This is a genomic window from Streptomyces sp. NPDC006450, from assembly GCF_040612195.1.
Classification (GTDB): domain Bacteria; phylum Actinomycetota; class Actinomycetes; order Streptomycetales; family Streptomycetaceae; genus Streptomyces.
Map to the genome: position 1 here is coordinate 74,910 of NZ_JBEXPT010000005.1, position 16,195 is coordinate 91,104.

At 72.6% G+C, this 16,195-nt stretch carries 15 protein-coding genes; 7 read left to right on the plus strand and 8 right to left on the minus strand.

Going from position 1 to position 16,195, the window contains the following annotated elements; genetic code table 11:
* Nucleotides 1-37 precede the first annotated feature (37 nt).
* A complete protein-coding gene (locus tag ABZY57_RS03680; RefSeq protein WP_356507744.1) occupies nucleotides 38-718 on the plus strand; it encodes a helix-turn-helix domain-containing protein in 681 nt (226 codons plus the stop codon).
* A 24-nt stretch (nucleotides 719-742) separates the two neighbouring features.
* Here the strand turns inward: ABZY57_RS03680 and ABZY57_RS03685 are convergent, their stop codons facing one another.
* The 4 genes from ABZY57_RS03685 to ABZY57_RS03700 form a co-directional block, all read right to left on the minus strand.
* Nucleotides 743-1,732 (minus strand): RluA family pseudouridine synthase, encoded by a 990-nt coding sequence (locus ABZY57_RS03685; protein WP_356507746.1) that lies wholly within the window; start codon nucleotides 1,730-1,732, stop codon nucleotides 743-745.
* Between the two features lie 18 nt (nucleotides 1,733-1,750).
* A complete protein-coding gene (locus ABZY57_RS03690) occupies nucleotides 1,751-3,289 on the minus strand; it encodes a serine hydrolase (RefSeq protein ID WP_356507748.1) in 1,539 nt (512 codons plus the stop codon).
* A 249-nt stretch (nucleotides 3,290-3,538) separates the two neighbouring features.
* A complete protein-coding gene (locus ABZY57_RS03695) occupies nucleotides 3,539-4,387 on the minus strand; it encodes a siderophore-interacting protein (protein ID WP_356507750.1) in 849 nt (282 codons plus the stop codon).
* A 61-nt stretch (nucleotides 4,388-4,448) separates the two neighbouring features.
* Complete coding sequence (locus ABZY57_RS03700; protein WP_356507841.1) at nucleotides 4,449-5,354, minus strand: 5'-3' exonuclease; 906 nt, start codon at nucleotides 5,352-5,354, stop codon at nucleotides 4,449-4,451.
* A 302-nt stretch (nucleotides 5,355-5,656) separates the two neighbouring features.
* Here ABZY57_RS03700 and ABZY57_RS03705 point away from each other — a divergent pair, with 302 nt between their 5' ends.
* The gene (locus tag ABZY57_RS03705; protein ID WP_356507843.1) at nucleotides 5,657-6,205 is read left to right on the plus strand and encodes an XRE family transcriptional regulator; all 549 of its coding nucleotides are present in this window, start codon (nucleotides 5,657-5,659) and stop codon (nucleotides 6,203-6,205) included.
* Nucleotides 6,206-6,208: 3 nt separating this feature from the next.
* Complete coding sequence (locus ABZY57_RS03710) at nucleotides 6,209-6,928, plus strand: helical backbone metal receptor (RefSeq protein ID WP_356507752.1); 720 nt, start codon at nucleotides 6,209-6,211, stop codon at nucleotides 6,926-6,928.
* 7 nt (nucleotides 6,929-6,935) lie between these two features.
* On the opposite strand, the gene ABZY57_RS03715 is transcribed toward ABZY57_RS03710, so the two are convergent.
* Nucleotides 6,936-8,084, minus strand: coding sequence for a TDT family transporter (locus ABZY57_RS03715; protein ID WP_356507754.1), 1,149 nt, complete (start codon nucleotides 8,082-8,084; stop codon nucleotides 6,936-6,938).
* A 70-nt stretch (nucleotides 8,085-8,154) separates the two neighbouring features.
* On the opposite strand from ABZY57_RS03715, the gene ABZY57_RS03720 reads away from it, so the two are divergent.
* Nucleotides 8,155-9,096: a LysR family transcriptional regulator gene (locus tag ABZY57_RS03720; RefSeq protein WP_356507755.1), complete on the plus strand. Its 942-nt coding sequence runs from the start codon at nucleotides 8,155-8,157 to the stop codon at nucleotides 9,094-9,096.
* Nucleotides 9,097-9,247: 151 nt separating this feature from the next.
* Here the strand turns inward: ABZY57_RS03720 and ABZY57_RS03725 are convergent, their stop codons facing one another.
* From ABZY57_RS03725 to ABZY57_RS03735, 3 genes are all read right to left on the minus strand, one after another.
* Complete coding sequence (locus ABZY57_RS03725) at nucleotides 9,248-9,988, minus strand: gamma-glutamyl-gamma-aminobutyrate hydrolase family protein (protein WP_356507757.1); 741 nt, start codon at nucleotides 9,986-9,988, stop codon at nucleotides 9,248-9,250.
* Between the two features lie 34 nt (nucleotides 9,989-10,022).
* Nucleotides 10,023-11,495 (minus strand): ethanolamine permease, encoded by a 1,473-nt coding sequence (gene eat / locus ABZY57_RS03730; protein ID WP_356507759.1) that lies wholly within the window; start codon nucleotides 11,493-11,495, stop codon nucleotides 10,023-10,025.
* A 166-nt stretch (nucleotides 11,496-11,661) separates the two neighbouring features.
* The gene (locus ABZY57_RS03735) at nucleotides 11,662-12,408 is read right to left on the minus strand and encodes an FCD domain-containing protein (protein ID WP_356507761.1); all 747 of its coding nucleotides are present in this window, start codon (nucleotides 12,406-12,408) and stop codon (nucleotides 11,662-11,664) included.
* A gap of 77 nt (nucleotides 12,409-12,485) precedes the next feature.
* Between ABZY57_RS03735 and ABZY57_RS03740 the strand changes: the two genes are divergently transcribed.
* The 3 genes from ABZY57_RS03740 (at nucleotide 12,486) to ABZY57_RS03750 (ending at nucleotide 16,133) form a co-directional block, all read left to right on the plus strand.
* Nucleotides 12,486-13,865 carry a glutamine synthetase family protein gene (locus ABZY57_RS03740; RefSeq protein WP_356507762.1) on the plus strand — a complete coding sequence of 460 codons (1,380 nt, stop codon included), beginning with the start codon at nucleotides 12,486-12,488 and terminating at the stop codon, nucleotides 13,863-13,865.
* 103 nt (nucleotides 13,866-13,968) lie between these two features.
* Nucleotides 13,969-15,333 carry an aldehyde dehydrogenase family protein gene (locus tag ABZY57_RS03745; protein WP_356507764.1) on the plus strand — a complete coding sequence of 455 codons (1,365 nt, stop codon included), beginning with the start codon at nucleotides 13,969-13,971 and terminating at the stop codon, nucleotides 15,331-15,333.
* A 5-nt stretch (nucleotides 15,334-15,338) separates the two neighbouring features.
* Complete coding sequence (locus ABZY57_RS03750; protein ID WP_243334068.1) at nucleotides 15,339-16,133, plus strand: 3-oxoacyl-ACP reductase; 795 nt, start codon at nucleotides 15,339-15,341, stop codon at nucleotides 16,131-16,133.
* The last annotated feature ends 62 nt before the right edge of the window (nucleotides 16,134-16,195 follow it).

Here is a 16,195-nt window from a genome sequence, read left to right on the forward strand (position 1 = left end):
ATGATCGCTTCGATGTGTCCTGTGAGAAAATCAGGCCATGACTGGGGGAACGGACGAAGGGCCGAGACGGGTCGGTCGGCCGCGCGCCGATCAGCTGAGACCGGCGAGCGGGCGGCCGCCGCGCGAGGAACTCCTCTACGCGGCGGCCGAACTGTTCACGGTGAAGGGGTACGCGGCCACCACCACGCGGGGCGTGGCCGAACGGGCCGGAATGCGCCAGGCCACGATGTACCACTACTTCGGCGGCAAGGAGGAACTCCTCGCCGAACTCCTGGAGTCCACGGTCGCGCCCTCCCTGGAGCTGGCCCGCCGGCTGGTCCGGGACGAGGGCCGGCCCGCCGCCCGCCGACTCTGGGAGCTGTGCCGCTCGGACGTGATGCTGCTGTGCGGGGGACCGTACAACCTGGGCGCGCTCTACCTGTTGCCCGAGGTCTCCGGTGCGCGCTTCGCCCGCTTCCGCCGGATGCGCCAGGAACTCAAGGACATCTACCGGGAGTTGCTCGACAGCACCCGCGCCGGAACCGAACTCGCCGGTGACCGGGCAGGGTTGGTGCTCCGCAACGACCTCGTCTTCGGCCTCATCGAAGGCGTGATGCTGATCCACCGCTCCGATCCGGCGCGCCCGGTGGCCGCCTTCGCGGAGGCCACCGCCGACGCGGCGCTGCGCATCGCGGACGTCGGCCGCCAGGGCCTCCCGGATCCGGTGGGAGCCGACTAGATCAGGCCCCTGGATCCGGCTCGATCAGATTCCCGGATCCGGCTCGATCAGGCCCCCGGATCCCTCTTCCCAGGCGCGCCGGTCCTCCCAGGCCTGCAGGGTGCGGCCGCTCTCGATCCGGTGCGCGATTCCGGTCACCGGATCGGTGAACTCCAGCGTGCGGGCCAGGAGCTGCAGCGGACGCCGGTAGTCGTCGGGCGCGGGGTCGCGGACCACCGGATAGACCGGGTCGCCCAGGATCGGCAGGCCCAGGCTGTTCATGTGCACCCGCAGCTGGTGGGTGCGCCCGGTGTGCGGGGTCAGCCGGTAGCGCCCGATGTCCCCACGGACCGCGAGGAGCTCGGCCAGGGTCTCCGCGTTGGGCTCGGCGCCCGCGACCTCCGTCGCCGCCATCACCCCGCGCACCTTCTCGATGTGGCTGCGCAGGGTCCGGGGGAACTCCAGCGCCGGGTCGTGGGGCGCGAGCGCCTCGTACTCCTTGCGGATCCGCCGCTCCTGGAACATCAGTTGGTAGGCCCCCCGGTCCTCGGGGCGGATGCTGAACAGCACCAGCCCGGCGGTCATCCGGTCCAGCCGGTGCGCGGGACTCAGCGCGGGCAGGCCGAGCTCCACCCGGAGCCGGGCCAGGGCCGTCTGGAAGACGTGGCTGCCGCGCGGGGTGGTGGCCAGGAAGTGTGGTTTGTCGGCCACCAGCAGGTGCTCGTCGCGGTACACGACCCCGAGGGGGAAGGGCACCACGGGCTCGGCCGGCATGTCCCGGTGGAACCACAGGAAGCCGCCCGGCTCGTACGGGTCCTGCGGCCGCAGCACCCGGCCGCCCTCGCCCAGCACGCGGCCGCCCTGCAGCAGGCGGGCCATGGACTCGGCGCCGCGGGTGCCCGCGTAGCGTGCCGCGAGGTAGGAGCCGAGGTCCGGCCAGGTCCCGTCCGGGTCGGGGGGCAGGCGCATGCGGACCGGGTCGATGCCGGAGACCTGGGGCAGGGGCGCGTCGGGGATGTGGGATCTGCGCTTCACCGGGTACAGGCTATGCGGCTACGGGCGGCTGAAGGTGCCCAGGTGGTTGGCGTCCAGGTACTCGACGCGCAGCGTGCCGTCGCCGAAGGTCACCCCGGTCCGGCCGGCCATGTTCTCCCCGGCCGTCTCGAAGCTGAAGACGTCGCCGTCGTAGTGGGTGAGCGGATAGCGCTGGGGCTCAGGGCCCAGGGAGAGGACGAGCCCGCCGCCGTCGGGGTCGGCGGTGACGGTGGCCTTGCCGTAGTAGGGGTTGTCGTACGCCCCGGTGTACGCGCTGTCCTTCTTGGCCGCCTTGGCGCCCGGGGGCGGCTTCGAGTAGTCGGTGGGGGAGCGGACATCGTCCTCGAGCCCGGCGTAGAGGGAGCCGGCGAGTGAAAGCCAGTCGGTGGTGGTCCTGCCGTGTTCGGCGAAGTCGAAGAAGTCCAGGGCAAGTGCGTCGGGGAGGCCCACCGGGGCGCCGTTGGTCAGGACGACGATGCCGAGCTGCTCCAGGGGGAGCATCGTGACGTTGGTGTTCGCGCCGAGCAGGAATCCGCCGGAGTGGCTCAGGCGGAGCCGGCCGGCCTGGTCGTAGCTGACGTTCCAGCCGAGTCCGTAGAAGCCGCTCGTGCCGGTCGGGGTGACCGGTACCGAGACGATCGCGGGGAGGTGGGTCCGCGCGAGGTTGTCGGCGGGGATGATCTGTTTCCCGTCGAGCTTGCCGTCGCCGAGCTGCAGCCGTACCCAGCGGGCCATGTCGCGGGCGGTGGAGCTGACCCCGCCGGCCGGCGCCTGGGGGTCCGGGTCGCGGACGAAGCGCGGGCTCCAGGTGCCGTCGGGGTTCTTGGCATGGATCGAGGCGCGGTCGGCTGCCCGTTCGAAGGCCGAGAACTCGGTGCTCGTGTGCGTCATCCCGGCCGGCTTGAACAGGACGTCGTCGGACAGCTTCTGCCACGTCTTGCCGTGGTCCCTGGCGACGGCCTCGGCGGCGGCGGTGAAGCCGAAGTTGGTGTAGGCGTAGCTCGCGCGGAACTCGGTGAGGGGCTCCAGGCGCAGGTGGTCGAGGATGTACGCCTGGTCGTAGCCGAGGTCTTCGAGGAGGTCTCCGGCGTGGTCGGGCAGGCCGCTGCGGTGGGACAGCAGGTCGGCGGGGGAGACGTGGTCGGTGACCCAGGGGTCGCCCAGCGCGAAGCCGGGCAGCTCGACGTTCCGGTCGAAGTCGCCGGGGGCCTTGAGGGCGCCGGCGACGATGGTGGAGGTGATCGGCTTGGAGACCGAGGCGACCTGGAAGACGGTGTCGGGGCTCACCGTGGCCGGGTCGCCGACGCGGCGCAGGCCGAAGCCCTTGAGGTAGACCACCTTGTCGTTGTGGACGACGGCGACGGAGACACCCGGGACTCCGGTGCGGCGCATCATCTCGGCGACCGTCGCATCGAGGCGGCGCACCGCCGTGTCGACCTGGGCGTCGGTGATCTGGGCGGTGGGCGCGGGCGGCGGAGTCGGCGCGGCCGTCGCGGTCCCGGCCGTGGCCAGAAGGGCGGCTGTTCCGGCTGCCGTGAAGGCGCGGAGCGTACGCATGCGCCCATTGTCCCGCCGAACGGTTGATACCGCGTGCGGGGCCGCGCGGCCCCGCACGCCGCGGGATGCGGCACGGGCAGGGCGTCGCCGCCGTGCGGGGGCTCCGGTGCCGTGGGTGGGTGCAGGGTCCGGGCCGGACCCCGTGCCGGTCGGGTCGGGACGGCGCGCCGATTCGGTACGGGTCCGCGGGCGGCGTGCCGGCCGGTGGGTTCGCCCCCGGGTCCGTCCGGGGGAGACCTCGCCGCGGCGTCAGGACGCGGCGGCGGCCAGGGGGCGTTCCTGCTCGGCTTCGACTTCCGCGTTCCAGTCCCGCTTGATCGCGCGCCAGCCCTCGTCGGTCTGGCCCAGGCGCCAGTACCCGGAGATGGACAGGCGCTCGCGCGGGATGCCGCGGTCCATGCGCAGGTGGCGGCGCAGCGATCTGACGAAGCCGGCCTCGCCGTGCACGAACGCGTGCACGTCGGGGGAGGGGAAGGCCAGGGCCTCGACGGCCTCGGTCAGCGCCTCGCCGACCGGACGGGAGCCGCGGTGGATCCAGACCGGGACGACGCCGTCGGGGGTGGCGATCGCCAGCTCGTCGTCCGGGCCCTGGACCTCCACGAGCGCGTGGACCTGCGCCCCGGCGGGCATCCGCTCCATCGCCGCGCCGATCGCCGGCAGGGCGCTCTCGTCGCCGACCAGGAGGTGCCAGCCGGCGACCGGGTCCGGGGCGTAGGCCCCGCCCGGACCGAGGAAGCGCACGAGTTCACCCGGCTGGACGCGGGCCGCCCAGGGGCCGGCCAGCCCCTCGTCGCCGTGGACCACGAAGTCGAGGGTCAGCTCCAGGTGGACCGGGTCCCAGGCGCGCACCGTGTACGCGCGCTGGCGCGGCCATTCCTCGCGCGGGTGGGCCGCCCGGATCCGGTCCAGGTCCCAGGGGGTGGTGTAGGTGACGCCGTCAGGTGCGAAGAGCAGTTTCACGTAGTGGTCGGTGTATGTTCCCGCGCCGAATCCGGCCAGCCCCGCACCGCCCAGCACGATCCGCACCATGTGCGGACTCAACCGCTCGGTCCGCACGACCACTGCGGTGCCGACCTTGCGGGCGCGTCCTTCTGCCACGACGTCTCCCTGACTTTCCGACCCTGTCTCCGTGAAGCTTAGGATTACCTAAGTTAGCACCTCAGGTGCGAAGTGCGCTGCCCAGGCGTTCAACGGCTCCACTCAGGCCCCACCGGTGCGCCAGAGCGGCCACCAGATCCGGCCGGGCGGGAACGGACGGGAGAGCCGGGTCGAAGGGCGGAAGCGGAACGTCCGAGGCGACCTGGACCACCTTCGGGGCGACCGCGAGATATGGCCTGGATTCGTCCAGCCGCTTGCGCTGGGTGGGGGTCAGCTTGGACTTCGGGTCCTCGACGGCCGCGATGATCCCGGCCAGGTTCCCGTAGGCGTCCAGCAGCTTCGCCGCCGTCTTCTCGCCGATGCCGGGGACGCCCGGCAGGCCGTCGCTCGGGTCCCCGCGCAGCAGCGCCAGGTCCGCGTAGCCCGGGCCGTCGACCCCGTACTTCTCGCGGAGCCAGGCCTCGTCCGTCACCTGGAGCATGCCCACGCCCTTCAGCGGGTACAGCACCCGGCGCTGCTTCGCGTCGTCGACCAGCTGGTACAGGTCCCGGTCGCCGGTGACGATGTCCACCGGGCCCGAGGCGCGGGCGGTCAGGGTGCCGATCACGTCGTCGGCCTCGTACCCGGCGACCCCCACCCGGGCGATGCCGAAGGCGTCCAGGGCCGCCTCGATGATCGGGACCTGCGGGGCCAGGGTGTCCGGGGTCTCCTCGACGTCCGGGCCGCTCGGGGTCTCCTGCGCGACCCGGTGGGCCTTGTAGGACGGGATCAGCTCCACCCGCCAGTGGGGACGCCAGTCGGCGTCCATGCAGGCGACCAGCTCGTCGGGCCGGTGGTCCTGCACGAGGCGGCCGATGAAGTCGAGCAGGCCGCGCACGGCGTTGACGGGAGTGCCGTCGGGGGCCTTCACGGAGTCCGGCACGCCGAAGTACGCGCGGTAGTAGAGGGAAGCGGTGTCCAGGAGCATCAGGCGTCGTGTCGTCGTCACGGTCACGATGATGCACCGAGCGGAAACGGAAAGTGGCGCGGGTACGGCCTCCTCTGCTCTTGAGCGCGAAACCGGAGCCGGTTGCTGCGTAAGGTGCTTACAGCACACCGATGTGCGATGTGCGATGTGCGATGTGCGACGGACCAGGACCAGGACAAGGGGAGGGCAGCCCCGCCATGGACGACAGGGACGGCACCGACGGCAAGAACGGACGCGGACCGACGACCGGCGCGGACGACAAGGAGCGGGACCGGGACAAGGACTCCAAGGAGCCGCTCCGGGTGGGCGTGGCCGTGCGCAAGAGACGCCGTGCGCTCCACCTCACCCTCGCCGCCGTGTCCGCGCGCAGCGGACTGTCGGTTCCCTTCCTGAGCCAGATAGAGAACGAGCGGGCCCGGCCCAGCATGCGGTCCCTCGAACGGGTCGCCGACGCGCTGGAGACCACGGCCGTCGATCTGCTGGCCGCCTCCGACACCGCGCGCACCGTGGACCTCGTACGGGCCGGCGACGAGTCCGCCCTGACCCCCGTGCCGGGCGTACGGCCCCTCGTGCGCGGGCACCACCAGCTGCACGCGCTGGAGTTCACCGGGGACCAGGACGCGGGCCGCGAGTACCAGCACCGCAACGACGAACTGATGTACGTCGTCTCGGGCGCCTGCCAGGTGGAGGCCGAGGGGCGGGCGTACCGGCTGGAGAACGGCGACGCGCTGTTCCTCTCCGGCGGGGTGCGCCACCGCTGGCGGGCCGTCACCGAGGACACGCGGATCCTGATCGTCGCGGTCGGCGAACACATCCACGCGACCTCCGAACCGCCCTCGCCGGGACACTGAGGCATGCGGGTCGTTTCGCTGGTGCCGTCCCTGACCGAGGCGGTGGCCGTGAGCGCGCCCGGGGCGCTGGCCGGGGTCACCGACTGGTGCACGCACCCGGCCGCTCTGGGGGACGCCGTGCGCATCGGGGGGACGAAGAACCCCGACGTACGGGCGATCGCGGAGCTGCGCCCGGATCTGGTCCTCGCCAACGAGGAGGAGAACCGGGCTCCGGACCTGGCGGCGCTGCGGGCGGCCGGGCTGGAGGTCCTGGTCACCGAGGTACGGGACCTGCCGCAGGCGTTCGCCGAACTGGACCGGGTGCTGGTGGGGGCCATGGGGCTGGAGCGGCCCCGGTGGCTCGCGGACGCGGAGGCGGCATGGGCCCGCGTGGAGCCCGCCGGACAGCCGCGGACGGCCTTCGTGCCGGTCTGGCGCCGGCCCTGGATGGTGCTGGGCCGCGACACCTTCGCGGGGGACCTGCTGGCCCGCCTCGGCGTGCGCAACGCCTACGCCGGGCACGCGGAGCGGTACCCGAGGATCCCGGCGGCCGAGCTGGCCGCCGCCGGCTGCGAGCTCGTGGTGTTCCCCGACGAGCCGTACCGCTTCACCGCCGGGGACGGGCCCGAGGCCTTCCCCGGGATCCCGGCCGCGTTCGTCGACGGCCGCTTCCTGACCTGGTACGGCCCCTCGCTGGCCGAGGCCCCGGAGGCCTTGGCCGCTGCCCTGCGGGCCCCGCTCTAGGCCGTCCCTAGCGGGGCGCGGCCAGCAGGCGGCCGGTGGCGAGGCCGCGCAGGGTGTTCGCGGCGGCCAGGAGCCAGGCGGTCAGCAGGGCCAGGAAGAGGACCGCGGCCAGCCAGGAGAAGGCGGCGAGGCCGGTGTGCCGGGCCAGTCCGGCGGCGCCGGTGACACAGGTGCCGACGGGGAACGTCAGCGCCCACCAGGTCATGGCGAACCCCATGCCCTCCCGGGCGGCCCGCAGCAGCATCGCCGCGGCCAGCGCCAGCCACATCAGGGCGAATCCCATCACGGGTACCCCGTAGACGACCGCGAAGGCGGAGAAGGCGCCGGCGTAGGGGCCGGCCATCGACTGGGGAGCCATGTCCGCGAGGGAGTTCACCGCGGTGGTGGACTGGCCGAGGGGGCCCAGGACCAGGAACAGGGTCGGGGTGAGGACCAGGGGCAGGGGGCCGCTGACGATCAGCCGGCCGAAGATCAGCGGGAGCAGCAGCAGGGTGGCGAGCAGACTGAGGCCGAACATCGCGTAGCAGCCGAGCAGCATGGCCTCGCGGGCCTGGCCGGCGGGCAGATGGGGGATGAGCAGGGGGCCCAGCGCGGCGGAGACCATGGGGGCGACCACGGGGAGCAGCCAGACGGGGGTGGCCTGGTGGGCCTCCACCTTGTGGCGGACCACCATCAGGTAAGGCACGGCGACGGCCGCGAGGAGCCCTGTCGCGGTGCCGGCGGTGAACAGGACCGTGTCCACGGCCACGGCGGCGGGGACGCCGACGAGGTCCTTGCCGACGATGAGCGCGCCGCCGCCGACGGCCAGCAGCGCCATCGAGAGGCACCCGTAGAAGGGGGCCACGGCGGGGTCCAGGAGGTGGGTGCGGGCCTGGTCGCGGTGGTGGAGCCAGTGGCCGGCCCGTGCGGTCAGCAGGACCGCGAGGGCGGTGGCGGCCAGCACCCAGAAGATCTGGCAGACCACGCGCTGGCCGGGGAGCTGGTACGGGAGGGTCGCGCCGGCGTTGGCGATGATCGCCGTGCCCATGACGGAGGCGTACCAGTTGGGGCCGAGGTGTCGCAGGGACGGAGCCCTGAGGGCGCCGGTGCGCGGGTTCGCGGTGGCGGCGGGGGTCCCGGGGGTGGTGGGACGGGGACGTACGAGGGTGGTGGCCATGGGTCCAGCGTCCTGCCGGGCGGGGCCGGACGGCAGAGGGTCTCGTCCTATGAGGGCATAAACTGAAGTTATGGGCAATGGGCACGGTAATGAGGAGTGGGTCGAGGGGCAGCTGCCCCTGGCACACCGGGTCCCGGACCTGGGCGCCATGGAACTGCTGCTCGCGGTCGCGCGCACGGGCAGCCTGAGCGCGGCCGCGCGGCGGCTCGGGATCACCCAGCCCGCCGCGAGCAGCCGGATCCGGGCGATGGAGACCCGGCTCGGGGTCGCGCTCGTGGACCGCTCCCCGCGCGGATCGACGCTGACCGCGGAAGGTGCGCTGGTCACGGACTGGGCCCGGCGGGTGGTGGAGGCGGCCGAGGCCTTCGACGCGGGTGCGCAGGCGCTGCGGGGCCGCCGCGACTCCCGGCTGCGGGTCGCGGCCAGCATGACCATCGCGGAGTACCTGCTGCCCGGCTGGCTGATCGCGCTGCGCGGGCAGCGGCCGGACACGGCGGTGTCCCTGCACGCGGGGAACTCGGCGGTGGTGGCGGAACGGGTGCTGGCGCACGAGGCGGACCTCGGCTTCGTGGAGGGGCTGAGCGTGCCGGAGGGGCTGGACTCGGTGGTCATCGCGCAGGACCGGCTCGTGGTGGCGGTGGCCCCCGGGCACCCCTGGGCCCGGCGCTCGCGCGGGGTGGAGCCGGCGGAGCTGGCGGCGACCCCGCTGATCCTGCGGGAGCGGGGCTCGGGGACCCGCCAGGTCCTGGACGCGGCGCTGGCCGGGTCCGGGGGGCTGGCGGAGCCGCTGCTGGAACTGGCCTCCACCACCGCGGTGAAGGCGGCTGCGGTGAGCGGAGCCGGGCCGTGCGTGCTGTCGGAACTGGCGGTCGGGGACGAGCTCGCGGGGCGGCGGCTGGTGTCCGTGCCGGTGATCGGCGCCGGGCTGGAGCGGGAGCTGCGGGCGGTGTGGCCCGCGGGGGCGCGTCCGGCCGGGCCGGCGCGGGATCTGCTCTCGCTGACCCGGCGCTGACCCGGCCGCGGCCCCGGCCGCGGGCGTGCCGCTGAGCGGGGCGAAGTCCCCTACCCGCCCTTCGCCCGTTCCCCGGGCTCTGCCCGGACCCCGGTCCTCAATCGCCGGACGGGCTGAAGGGACCCTGGGGCTGCGCCCCGGGCGCCCGTCCTCAAAGGCCGGACGGCTGGACCGGGCCGGGCGGGCTGGAGGGAGCCGGGCGGGTTCGGGTGGAGGCCGCTGTGATCAGGGCCGACATGATGCGGGTGTCCTTGTCCATTTCCGGGTGCCATTGGACGCCCAGGGTCCAGGGGGCGGGGGCGGGGAGTTCGATGGACTCCACCGTGCCGTCGGTGGCGTGGGAGGAGGCGATCAGGCCCCGGCCCAGGCGGTCCACGGCCTGGTGGTGGTAGGTCGGCACCTCCGACTCCTCCGGGACCAGCGCCGCGTACAGCGTGCCGGGGACCGGGCGGACCGGGTGCCAGGAGAACACGCCCGGGCTGGTCACGTGGCCGTCGATGTGCTGGATCAGGGTGCCGCCCAGGACCACGTTCAGCGCCTGCATGCCGCGGCAGATGCCGAGCAGGGGCGTGCCCGAGGCCAGGGCCGCGGAGATCAGGGAGAGCTCCCACGCGTCGCGCAGGGTCGCCGCCGGACCGGTACGGGGATCGCGCGGAGCCCCGTACCGGACCGGGTCCACGTCCGGGCCGCCCGCGACGACCAGGCCGTCCAGCCGGCTCAACACCTCTGCCGCCGCCTCCGGTTCGTCCGGCGGGAGCAGGACGGCGGTGCCGCCCGAGGCCTGGACGAGCTCGTAGTACCCGGTGGGGACGAGGGCCGTCGGGACGTCCCACACGCGGTAGCGCGTGGACGGCTCGACGTAGGTGGTGATGCCGATGAGCGGCCTGGGCACGGGGGAAACCTCCGGAGGGGACAGCGGGCGGGGATCAGTCGCGGGAGAGCTCGGCCTCGGCTTCCGCCAGCGCCGCGAACTCCTCCTCCGGCGCGGAGGCCACCAGGTGGTGCCGACTGTAGAACGCGAAGTAGGCGAGGGCGACGGCGTACACGGCCAGCGCGATGAATGCCGCGTCCTTGTCCACCAGGAAGGTGGCGACCAGGGCCGAGAGGGCGAGGACGAAGGCCACCGTGGAGGTCGCGATGCCGCCCGGTGTGCGGTACGGGCGCTCCAGGCCGGGCTCGCGGCGCCTCAGCACGATGTGGGAGAGGGCCATCAGCGCGTAGGAGATGGTCGCCCCGAACACCGCCATGTTCAGCATGCGCGGGCCGTTGCCGGTGGCGGCGGCCAGCGCGAAGCCGATGGCGCCGGGGATGAGCAGGCCCAGGTACGGGGCCTTGCGCTTCGAGGTCAGGGACAGGAAGCGGGGGAGGTAGCCCGCCCGGGAGAGGGCGAACAGCTGGCGGGAGCCGGCGTAGATGAGGGAGAAGAAGGAGGCCACCAGCCCGGCCAGGCCCGCGTAGTTGACGAAGGTCTTCAGCCAGGAGAGGCCGGGGTCGCCCTCCAGGGCGACGACCAGCGGGTTGCCCGCGTCCTTGATGGCGTCGGCTCCGCGGGCTCCGGTGGAGGCGAGGAAGGTGACCAGGGCGAGCAGGACCAGGATGCCCATGGAGATCGACAGGGCGCGCGGTACCGAGCGGACCGGGTCCTTGGCCTCCTCGGCGGCCAGCGGCACGCCCTCGACCCCGAGGAAGAACCACATCCCGAAGGGGAAGGCGGCCCAGATGCCGAGAAGGCCCAGCGGCAGCCAGGAGCTCGCGCCGGCGGCGCTGGTGTCGACGGCGATGTTGTCGAGGTTGGCGGGGTCGAACTGGGTGAAGGCGCCGACGGCGAAGACGACCAGCGCGATCACGGCGATGCCGGTGACGACGAGCGAGTAGCTCAGGGCCTCGCCCACGCCCCAGAGGTGGATGCCTATGAAGACGACGAAGCAGGCGAGGTAGACCGGCCAGCCCGAGGTGAGGCCGAAGAGGTTGAGGGACTCCACGTAGTCGCCGATGAAGATGGCGATGGCGGCCGGGGCGAGGATGTACTCGATGAGGATCGCGGTGCCGGTGAGGAAGCCGCCCCAGGTGCCGAGCGCCCGGCGGGCGAAACCGTAACCGCCGCCCGCGGTGGGCAGGATCGCCGACAGCTCGGCGAGGGAGTAGACCAGGCACGCGTACATCGCGCCCATCAGGACGGTGGCGATGGCGAGGCCGCCGAAACCGCCCTGGGCGAGGCCGATGTTCCAGCCGGAGAAATCGCCGGAGACCACGTACGCGACGCCGAGACCGGTCAGCAGCAGCCAGCCGGCGCTGCCGCGGCGCAGGGTGCGGCGCTCCAGGTAGCCGTCGGTGCCGTTCTCGGGGGACGGGGTGGGTTCGGGCACGGCTGCCAGCCGTGCGCCGGTGTCGTCGGCCATGTGCGCTCCTGCCTAGGGCAATGGTTGTGGGGCGTACCTTTGCCGCTCCGGCGTGGCGGGCGCAAGACCCCTGCGTTAAACGGGGGTTACGAAAGGCTCTCGACCCCCTCTCCGTCGTCGCCCGTCGTCCCGTCGTCTGCGTCTCTCCCACCCCCTGCCCCCCGGTTCAGGTCAGGAACCCCCGCAGCAGCGCCGCCGTACCGCAGCAGTGCTCGCGCATCACCTCGCGCGCCGCCTCCGGATCCCGCTCCAGCACCGCCTCCACCAGCGCGCTGTGCTGCTGCTGCGAGTGCTCCAGGTTGCGCACCAGCAGCGGGATGCAGTCCAGCAGGTCGTTCACCGTGGCCCGGACGGCCGCGTACTGGGCCGTCAGGGTGGCGGATCCGGCGAGTTCGCACAGGGTGAGGTGGAAGAGGGTGTCCTGGCGGCGGTAGTCGGGCAGCGGGGCGTCATGGGTGGCGGTCAGCGCGCCGAGCAGCCGGTCGGCGTCCCGCTCCGAGAGTCCCTGGGAGGCGCACAGGCCGGCCGCTCCGACCTCCAGGACCTCGCGGAAGCGCAGGACGTCCTCGATGTCCACGCCCGCGACCCGGCGCCGCAGCTCCTCCTCGGTGCCCCCGGCCGGCGTGTCGGGGCGGTGCAGCACAAACGTTCCGCCGTACCGCCCGCGCCGGGCCTCCACCAGGCCCTGGTCCTGGAGTACCTTCAGCACCTCGCGGAGCGTCACCCGGCTGATCCCCATCCGCTCGGCCAACTCGCGCTCCGGCGGCAGCCGTTCCCCTCCCGGTACCAGGCCGAGCCGGACCACCTGGAGGATCTGCTCCAGCGCCTCCTCGAAACCGTTGCCCGCCCGCACCTGTCGCAGCACGGGATTGAGCCGGGCGACCGCGTCGCCTTCGTTCGCCGTATCGGTCATGTGGGCTCCTCCCCTTCCCAAGCAATGGTTCTATTCAATACCTTAGGCCTACTCGGCTCACCGAAGGAGATCATCCCGTGGTAGACCGCAAGCCGCCGCTTTCGCCCGAGGAGCTCCGCGCTCTCGTCGTCAGCGGTGAAATCGACACAGTGGTCCTGGCCTTCCCCGACATGCAGGGGCGCCTCCAGGGCAAGCGGTTCGCCGCACAGTTCTTCCTCGACGAGGTCCTCCGGCACGGCACGGAGGGCTGCAACTACCTCCTCGCCGTCGATACGGACATGAACACCGTCGACGGGTACGAGATGTCCTCCTGGGACCGGGGCTACGGCGACTTCGCCATGCACCCCGATCTCGCCACCCTGCGCCGGATCCCCTGGAACCCGGGCAGCGCCTTCGTCCTCGCCGACCTCGCCTGGAACGACGGCTCGCCCGTGGTCGCCGCGCCCCGGCAGATCCTGCGCCGCCAGCTCGAACGCCTCGGCGAACACGGCTACACCGCGATGGTGGGCACCGAGCTGGAGTTCATGGTCTTCCTGGACACCTACGAGCAGGCCTGGAACTCCGACTACCGCGGCCTGACCCCCGCCAACCAGTACAACACCGACTACTCCATTCTCGGGACCGGCCGCGTCGAACCCCTGCTGCGCCGCATCCGCAACGAGATGCAGGCCGCCGGCCTCGTCGTCGAGTCGGCCAAGGGCGAGTGCAACCTCGGCCAGCACGAGATCGTCTTCCGCTACGACGAGGCGCTGACCACCTGTGACCAGCACTCCGTCTACAAGACGGGGGCCAAGGAGATCGCCGCCCAGGAGGGCGTCTCGCTCACCTTCATGGCCAAGTACGACGAGCGCGAGGGCAACTCCTGCCACATTCACCTCTCGCTCAACGATGCCGACGGACGCAGCGCCATGGCCGCCGAGGGCCCGGACGCGCAGGACCACGGCGGTATGTCACCCGTGATGCGCCACTTCCTGGCCGGCCAGCTCGCCGCGCTGCGCGACTTCTCCCTTCTCTACGCCCCCAACATCAACTCCTACAAGCGTTTCCAGCCGGGATCCTTCGCGCCGACCGCCGTCGCCTGGGGCGTGGACAACCGGACCTGTGCGCTCCGAGTGGTCGGCCACGGCCCCTCGATGCGCTTCGAGAACCGCCTGCCCGGCGGCGACGTCAATCCGTACCTCGCCGTCGCCGGCCTGGTCGCGGCCGGGATCTACGGCATCGAGAACCGGCTGGAACTGCCCGAAGCCTGCGCCGGCAACGCCTACACGGCCGACTTCGCGCACGTTCCCACCACCTTGCGCGAGGCCGCCGAGCTCTGGGAGAACAGCGAGATCGCCAAGGCCGCCTTCGGCCCCGAGGTCGTCGCCCACTACCGGAACATGGCCCGCGTCGAACTGGAGGCGTACGACTCGGCCGTGACCGACTGGGAACTGCGCCGCTCCTTCGAGCGCCTCTAGGGACGCCTCCAGGGCCGGAGCCGTCCCGGCATCCGCCGCCCTGCCGCACCGCATTACCGGACCCACCGCACCCACCGCACCCGAACGTCTGAAAGGCCACCACGTGTCCGATGCGCTGGAAGTCTTGAATCCGGCCACCGAGGAACTCGTCGCCGTCGTCCCGGCCGCCACACGGGACGACGTCGACGCCGCCGTCGCACGGGCCACCGCGGCCCAGCGGGTCTGGGCGGCGGCCGCGCCCGCCGACCGGGCCAGACTGCTGCGCCGCTTCGCCGCCGTCGTCGACGGACACGTCGAGGAACTGGCGCAGCTGGAGGTCCGGGAGGCGGGCCACACCATCGGCAACGCCCGCTGGGAGGCCGGCAACGTCCGTGACGTGGTCGAGTTCTCCGCCGGGGGAGTGGAGCGGCTCTCCGGCCGCCAGATCCCCGTCGCCGGGGGCATCGACGTCACCTTCCTCGAACCCCTCGGCGTCATCGGCGTGATCGCGCCGTGGAACTTCCCCATGCCGATCGCCGCCTGGGGCCTGGCCCCGGCGCTGGCCGCAGGCAACGCGGTCATCCTCAAGCCCGCCGAGACCACCCCGCTCACCGCGCTGCGCCTCGCCGAGCTCGCCCTGGAGGCCGGACTCCCCGAGCACCTGTTCCAGGTGCTGCCCGGCCGGGGCGAGGTGGCGGGCGACGCCCTCGTCGAGCACCCCGGCGTGGCCAAGATCGTGTTCACCGGCTCCACCCGGATCGGCAAGCGGATCATGGCCAAGTGCGCCGACCGGGTGAAGCGCCTCACCCTCGAACTCGGCGGCAAGAACCCCAACATCGTCTTCGCCGACGCCGACCTGGAGGCGGCGGCGGCCTCGGCCCCGATGTCCTTCCTGGACAACACCGGACAGGACTGCTGCGCCCGCACGCGGATCCTCGTACAGCGCTCCGCGTACGACCGGTTCATGGAACTGCTCGTCCCCGCCGTCGAGAAGGTGGTCGTCGGGGATCCGTACGACGAGAACACCCAGCTCGGGCCGCTGATCTCGCGGGCCCAGCTGGACCGCGTACGGTCCTACGTCACCGATGACCTCGACGTCGTGCGGGGCACCGCCCCCGACGGGCCCGGCTTCTGGTACCCCCCGACCCTCGTCACCGGCGTCGACCCCACCGCCGCCGTGGCCACCGAGGAGGTCTTCGGACCGGTCGCCGTCGTCCTGCCCTTCGAGGACGAGGAGGACGCCGTACGCCTGGCCAACGCCACCGACTACGGCCTCGCCGGCTCCCTGTGGACCCGTGACGTCGGCCGCGCACTGCGCGTCTCGCGCGCCGTCGCCGCGGGCAACCTGTCGGTCAACTCCCACAGCAGCGTCCGCTACTGGACCCCCTTCGGCGGCTACAAGCAGTCCGGACTCGGGCGCGAGCTCGGACCCGACTCCCTCACCGCTTTCACCGAGACCAAGAACGTCTTCATCAGCACGGAGGCCTGAAGAACATGAGCATCGAGCCCACCGAAGAGATCGTCTGCCGCCGCCTGGTCGGCCGTACCGCCGTCATCACCGGAGCCGGCAGCGGCATCGGCCTGGCCACCGCACGCCGCCTGGCCTCCGAAGGCGCCAACGTCGTCTGCGGTGACATCGACGAGACCGCGGGCAAGGCCGCGGCCGAGGAGGTCGGCGGCACCTTCGTCAAGGTCGACGTCACCAGCCCGGAGGAGGTCGAGGCCCTGTTCAAGACCGCCTTCGACACCTACGGCTCCGTGGACATCGCCTTCAACAACGCCGGCATCTCGCCCCCGGACGACGACTCGATCCTCACCACGGGCCTGGAGGCCTGGAAGCGGGTCCAGGACGTCAACCTCACCTCCGTCTACCTCTGCTGCAAGGCCGCCTTGCCCTACATGCAGCGCCAGGGCCGCGGCTCCATCATCAACACCGCCTCCTTCGTGGCCCGGATGGGCGCCGCCACCTCGCAGATCTCCTACACCGCCTCCAAGGGCGGCGTGCTCGCCATGTCCCGCGAACTCGGCGTGCAGTTCGCCCGCGAGGGCATCCGCGTCAACGCCCTCTGCCCGGGGCCCGTGAACACCCCGCTCCTGCAGGAGCTGTTCGCCAAGGACCCCGAGCGCGCCGCCCGCCGGATCGTGCACATCCCGCTGGGCCGGTTCGCCGAGCCCACCGAGATCGCCGCCGCCGTCGCCTTTCTCGCGAGCGACGACTCCTCCTTCATCAACGCGACCGACTTCCTGGTCGACGGCGGCATCTCCGGCGCGTACGTCACTCCTCTCTAGACGTCTCCCTCCCACCACCCACCCGGGGGGCCCGGGGGGGGGGGCCCCCCCCGGGCGGGGTC

Coding starts and splice junctions, on each gene's coding strand:
- ABZY57_RS03680 (WP_356507744.1), top strand. CDS start 38: ATGACTGGGGGAACGGACGAAGGGCCGAGACGGGTCGGTCGGCCGCGC.
- ABZY57_RS03690 (WP_356507748.1), bottom strand. CDS start 3,289: ATGCGTACGCTCCGCGCCTTCACGGCAGCCGGAACAGCCGCCCTTCTG.
- ABZY57_RS03700 (WP_356507841.1), bottom strand. CDS start 5,354: ATGCTCCTGGACACCGCTTCCCTCTACTACCGCGCGTACTTCGGCGTG.
- ABZY57_RS03710 (WP_356507752.1), top strand. CDS start 6,209: ATGCGGGTCGTTTCGCTGGTGCCGTCCCTGACCGAGGCGGTGGCCGTG.
- ABZY57_RS03715 (WP_356507754.1), bottom strand. CDS start 8,084: ATGGCCACCACCCTCGTACGTCCCCGTCCCACCACCCCCGGGACCCCC.
- ABZY57_RS03720 (WP_356507755.1), top strand. CDS start 8,155: ATGGGCAATGGGCACGGTAATGAGGAGTGGGTCGAGGGGCAGCTGCCC.
- eat (WP_356507759.1), bottom strand. CDS start 11,495: ATGGCCGACGACACCGGCGCACGGCTGGCAGCCGTGCCCGAACCCACC.
- ABZY57_RS03735 (WP_356507761.1), bottom strand. CDS start 12,408: ATGACCGATACGGCGAACGAAGGCGACGCGGTCGCCCGGCTCAATCCC.
- ABZY57_RS03750 (WP_243334068.1), top strand. CDS start 15,339: ATGAGCATCGAGCCCACCGAAGAGATCGTCTGCCGCCGCCTGGTCGGC.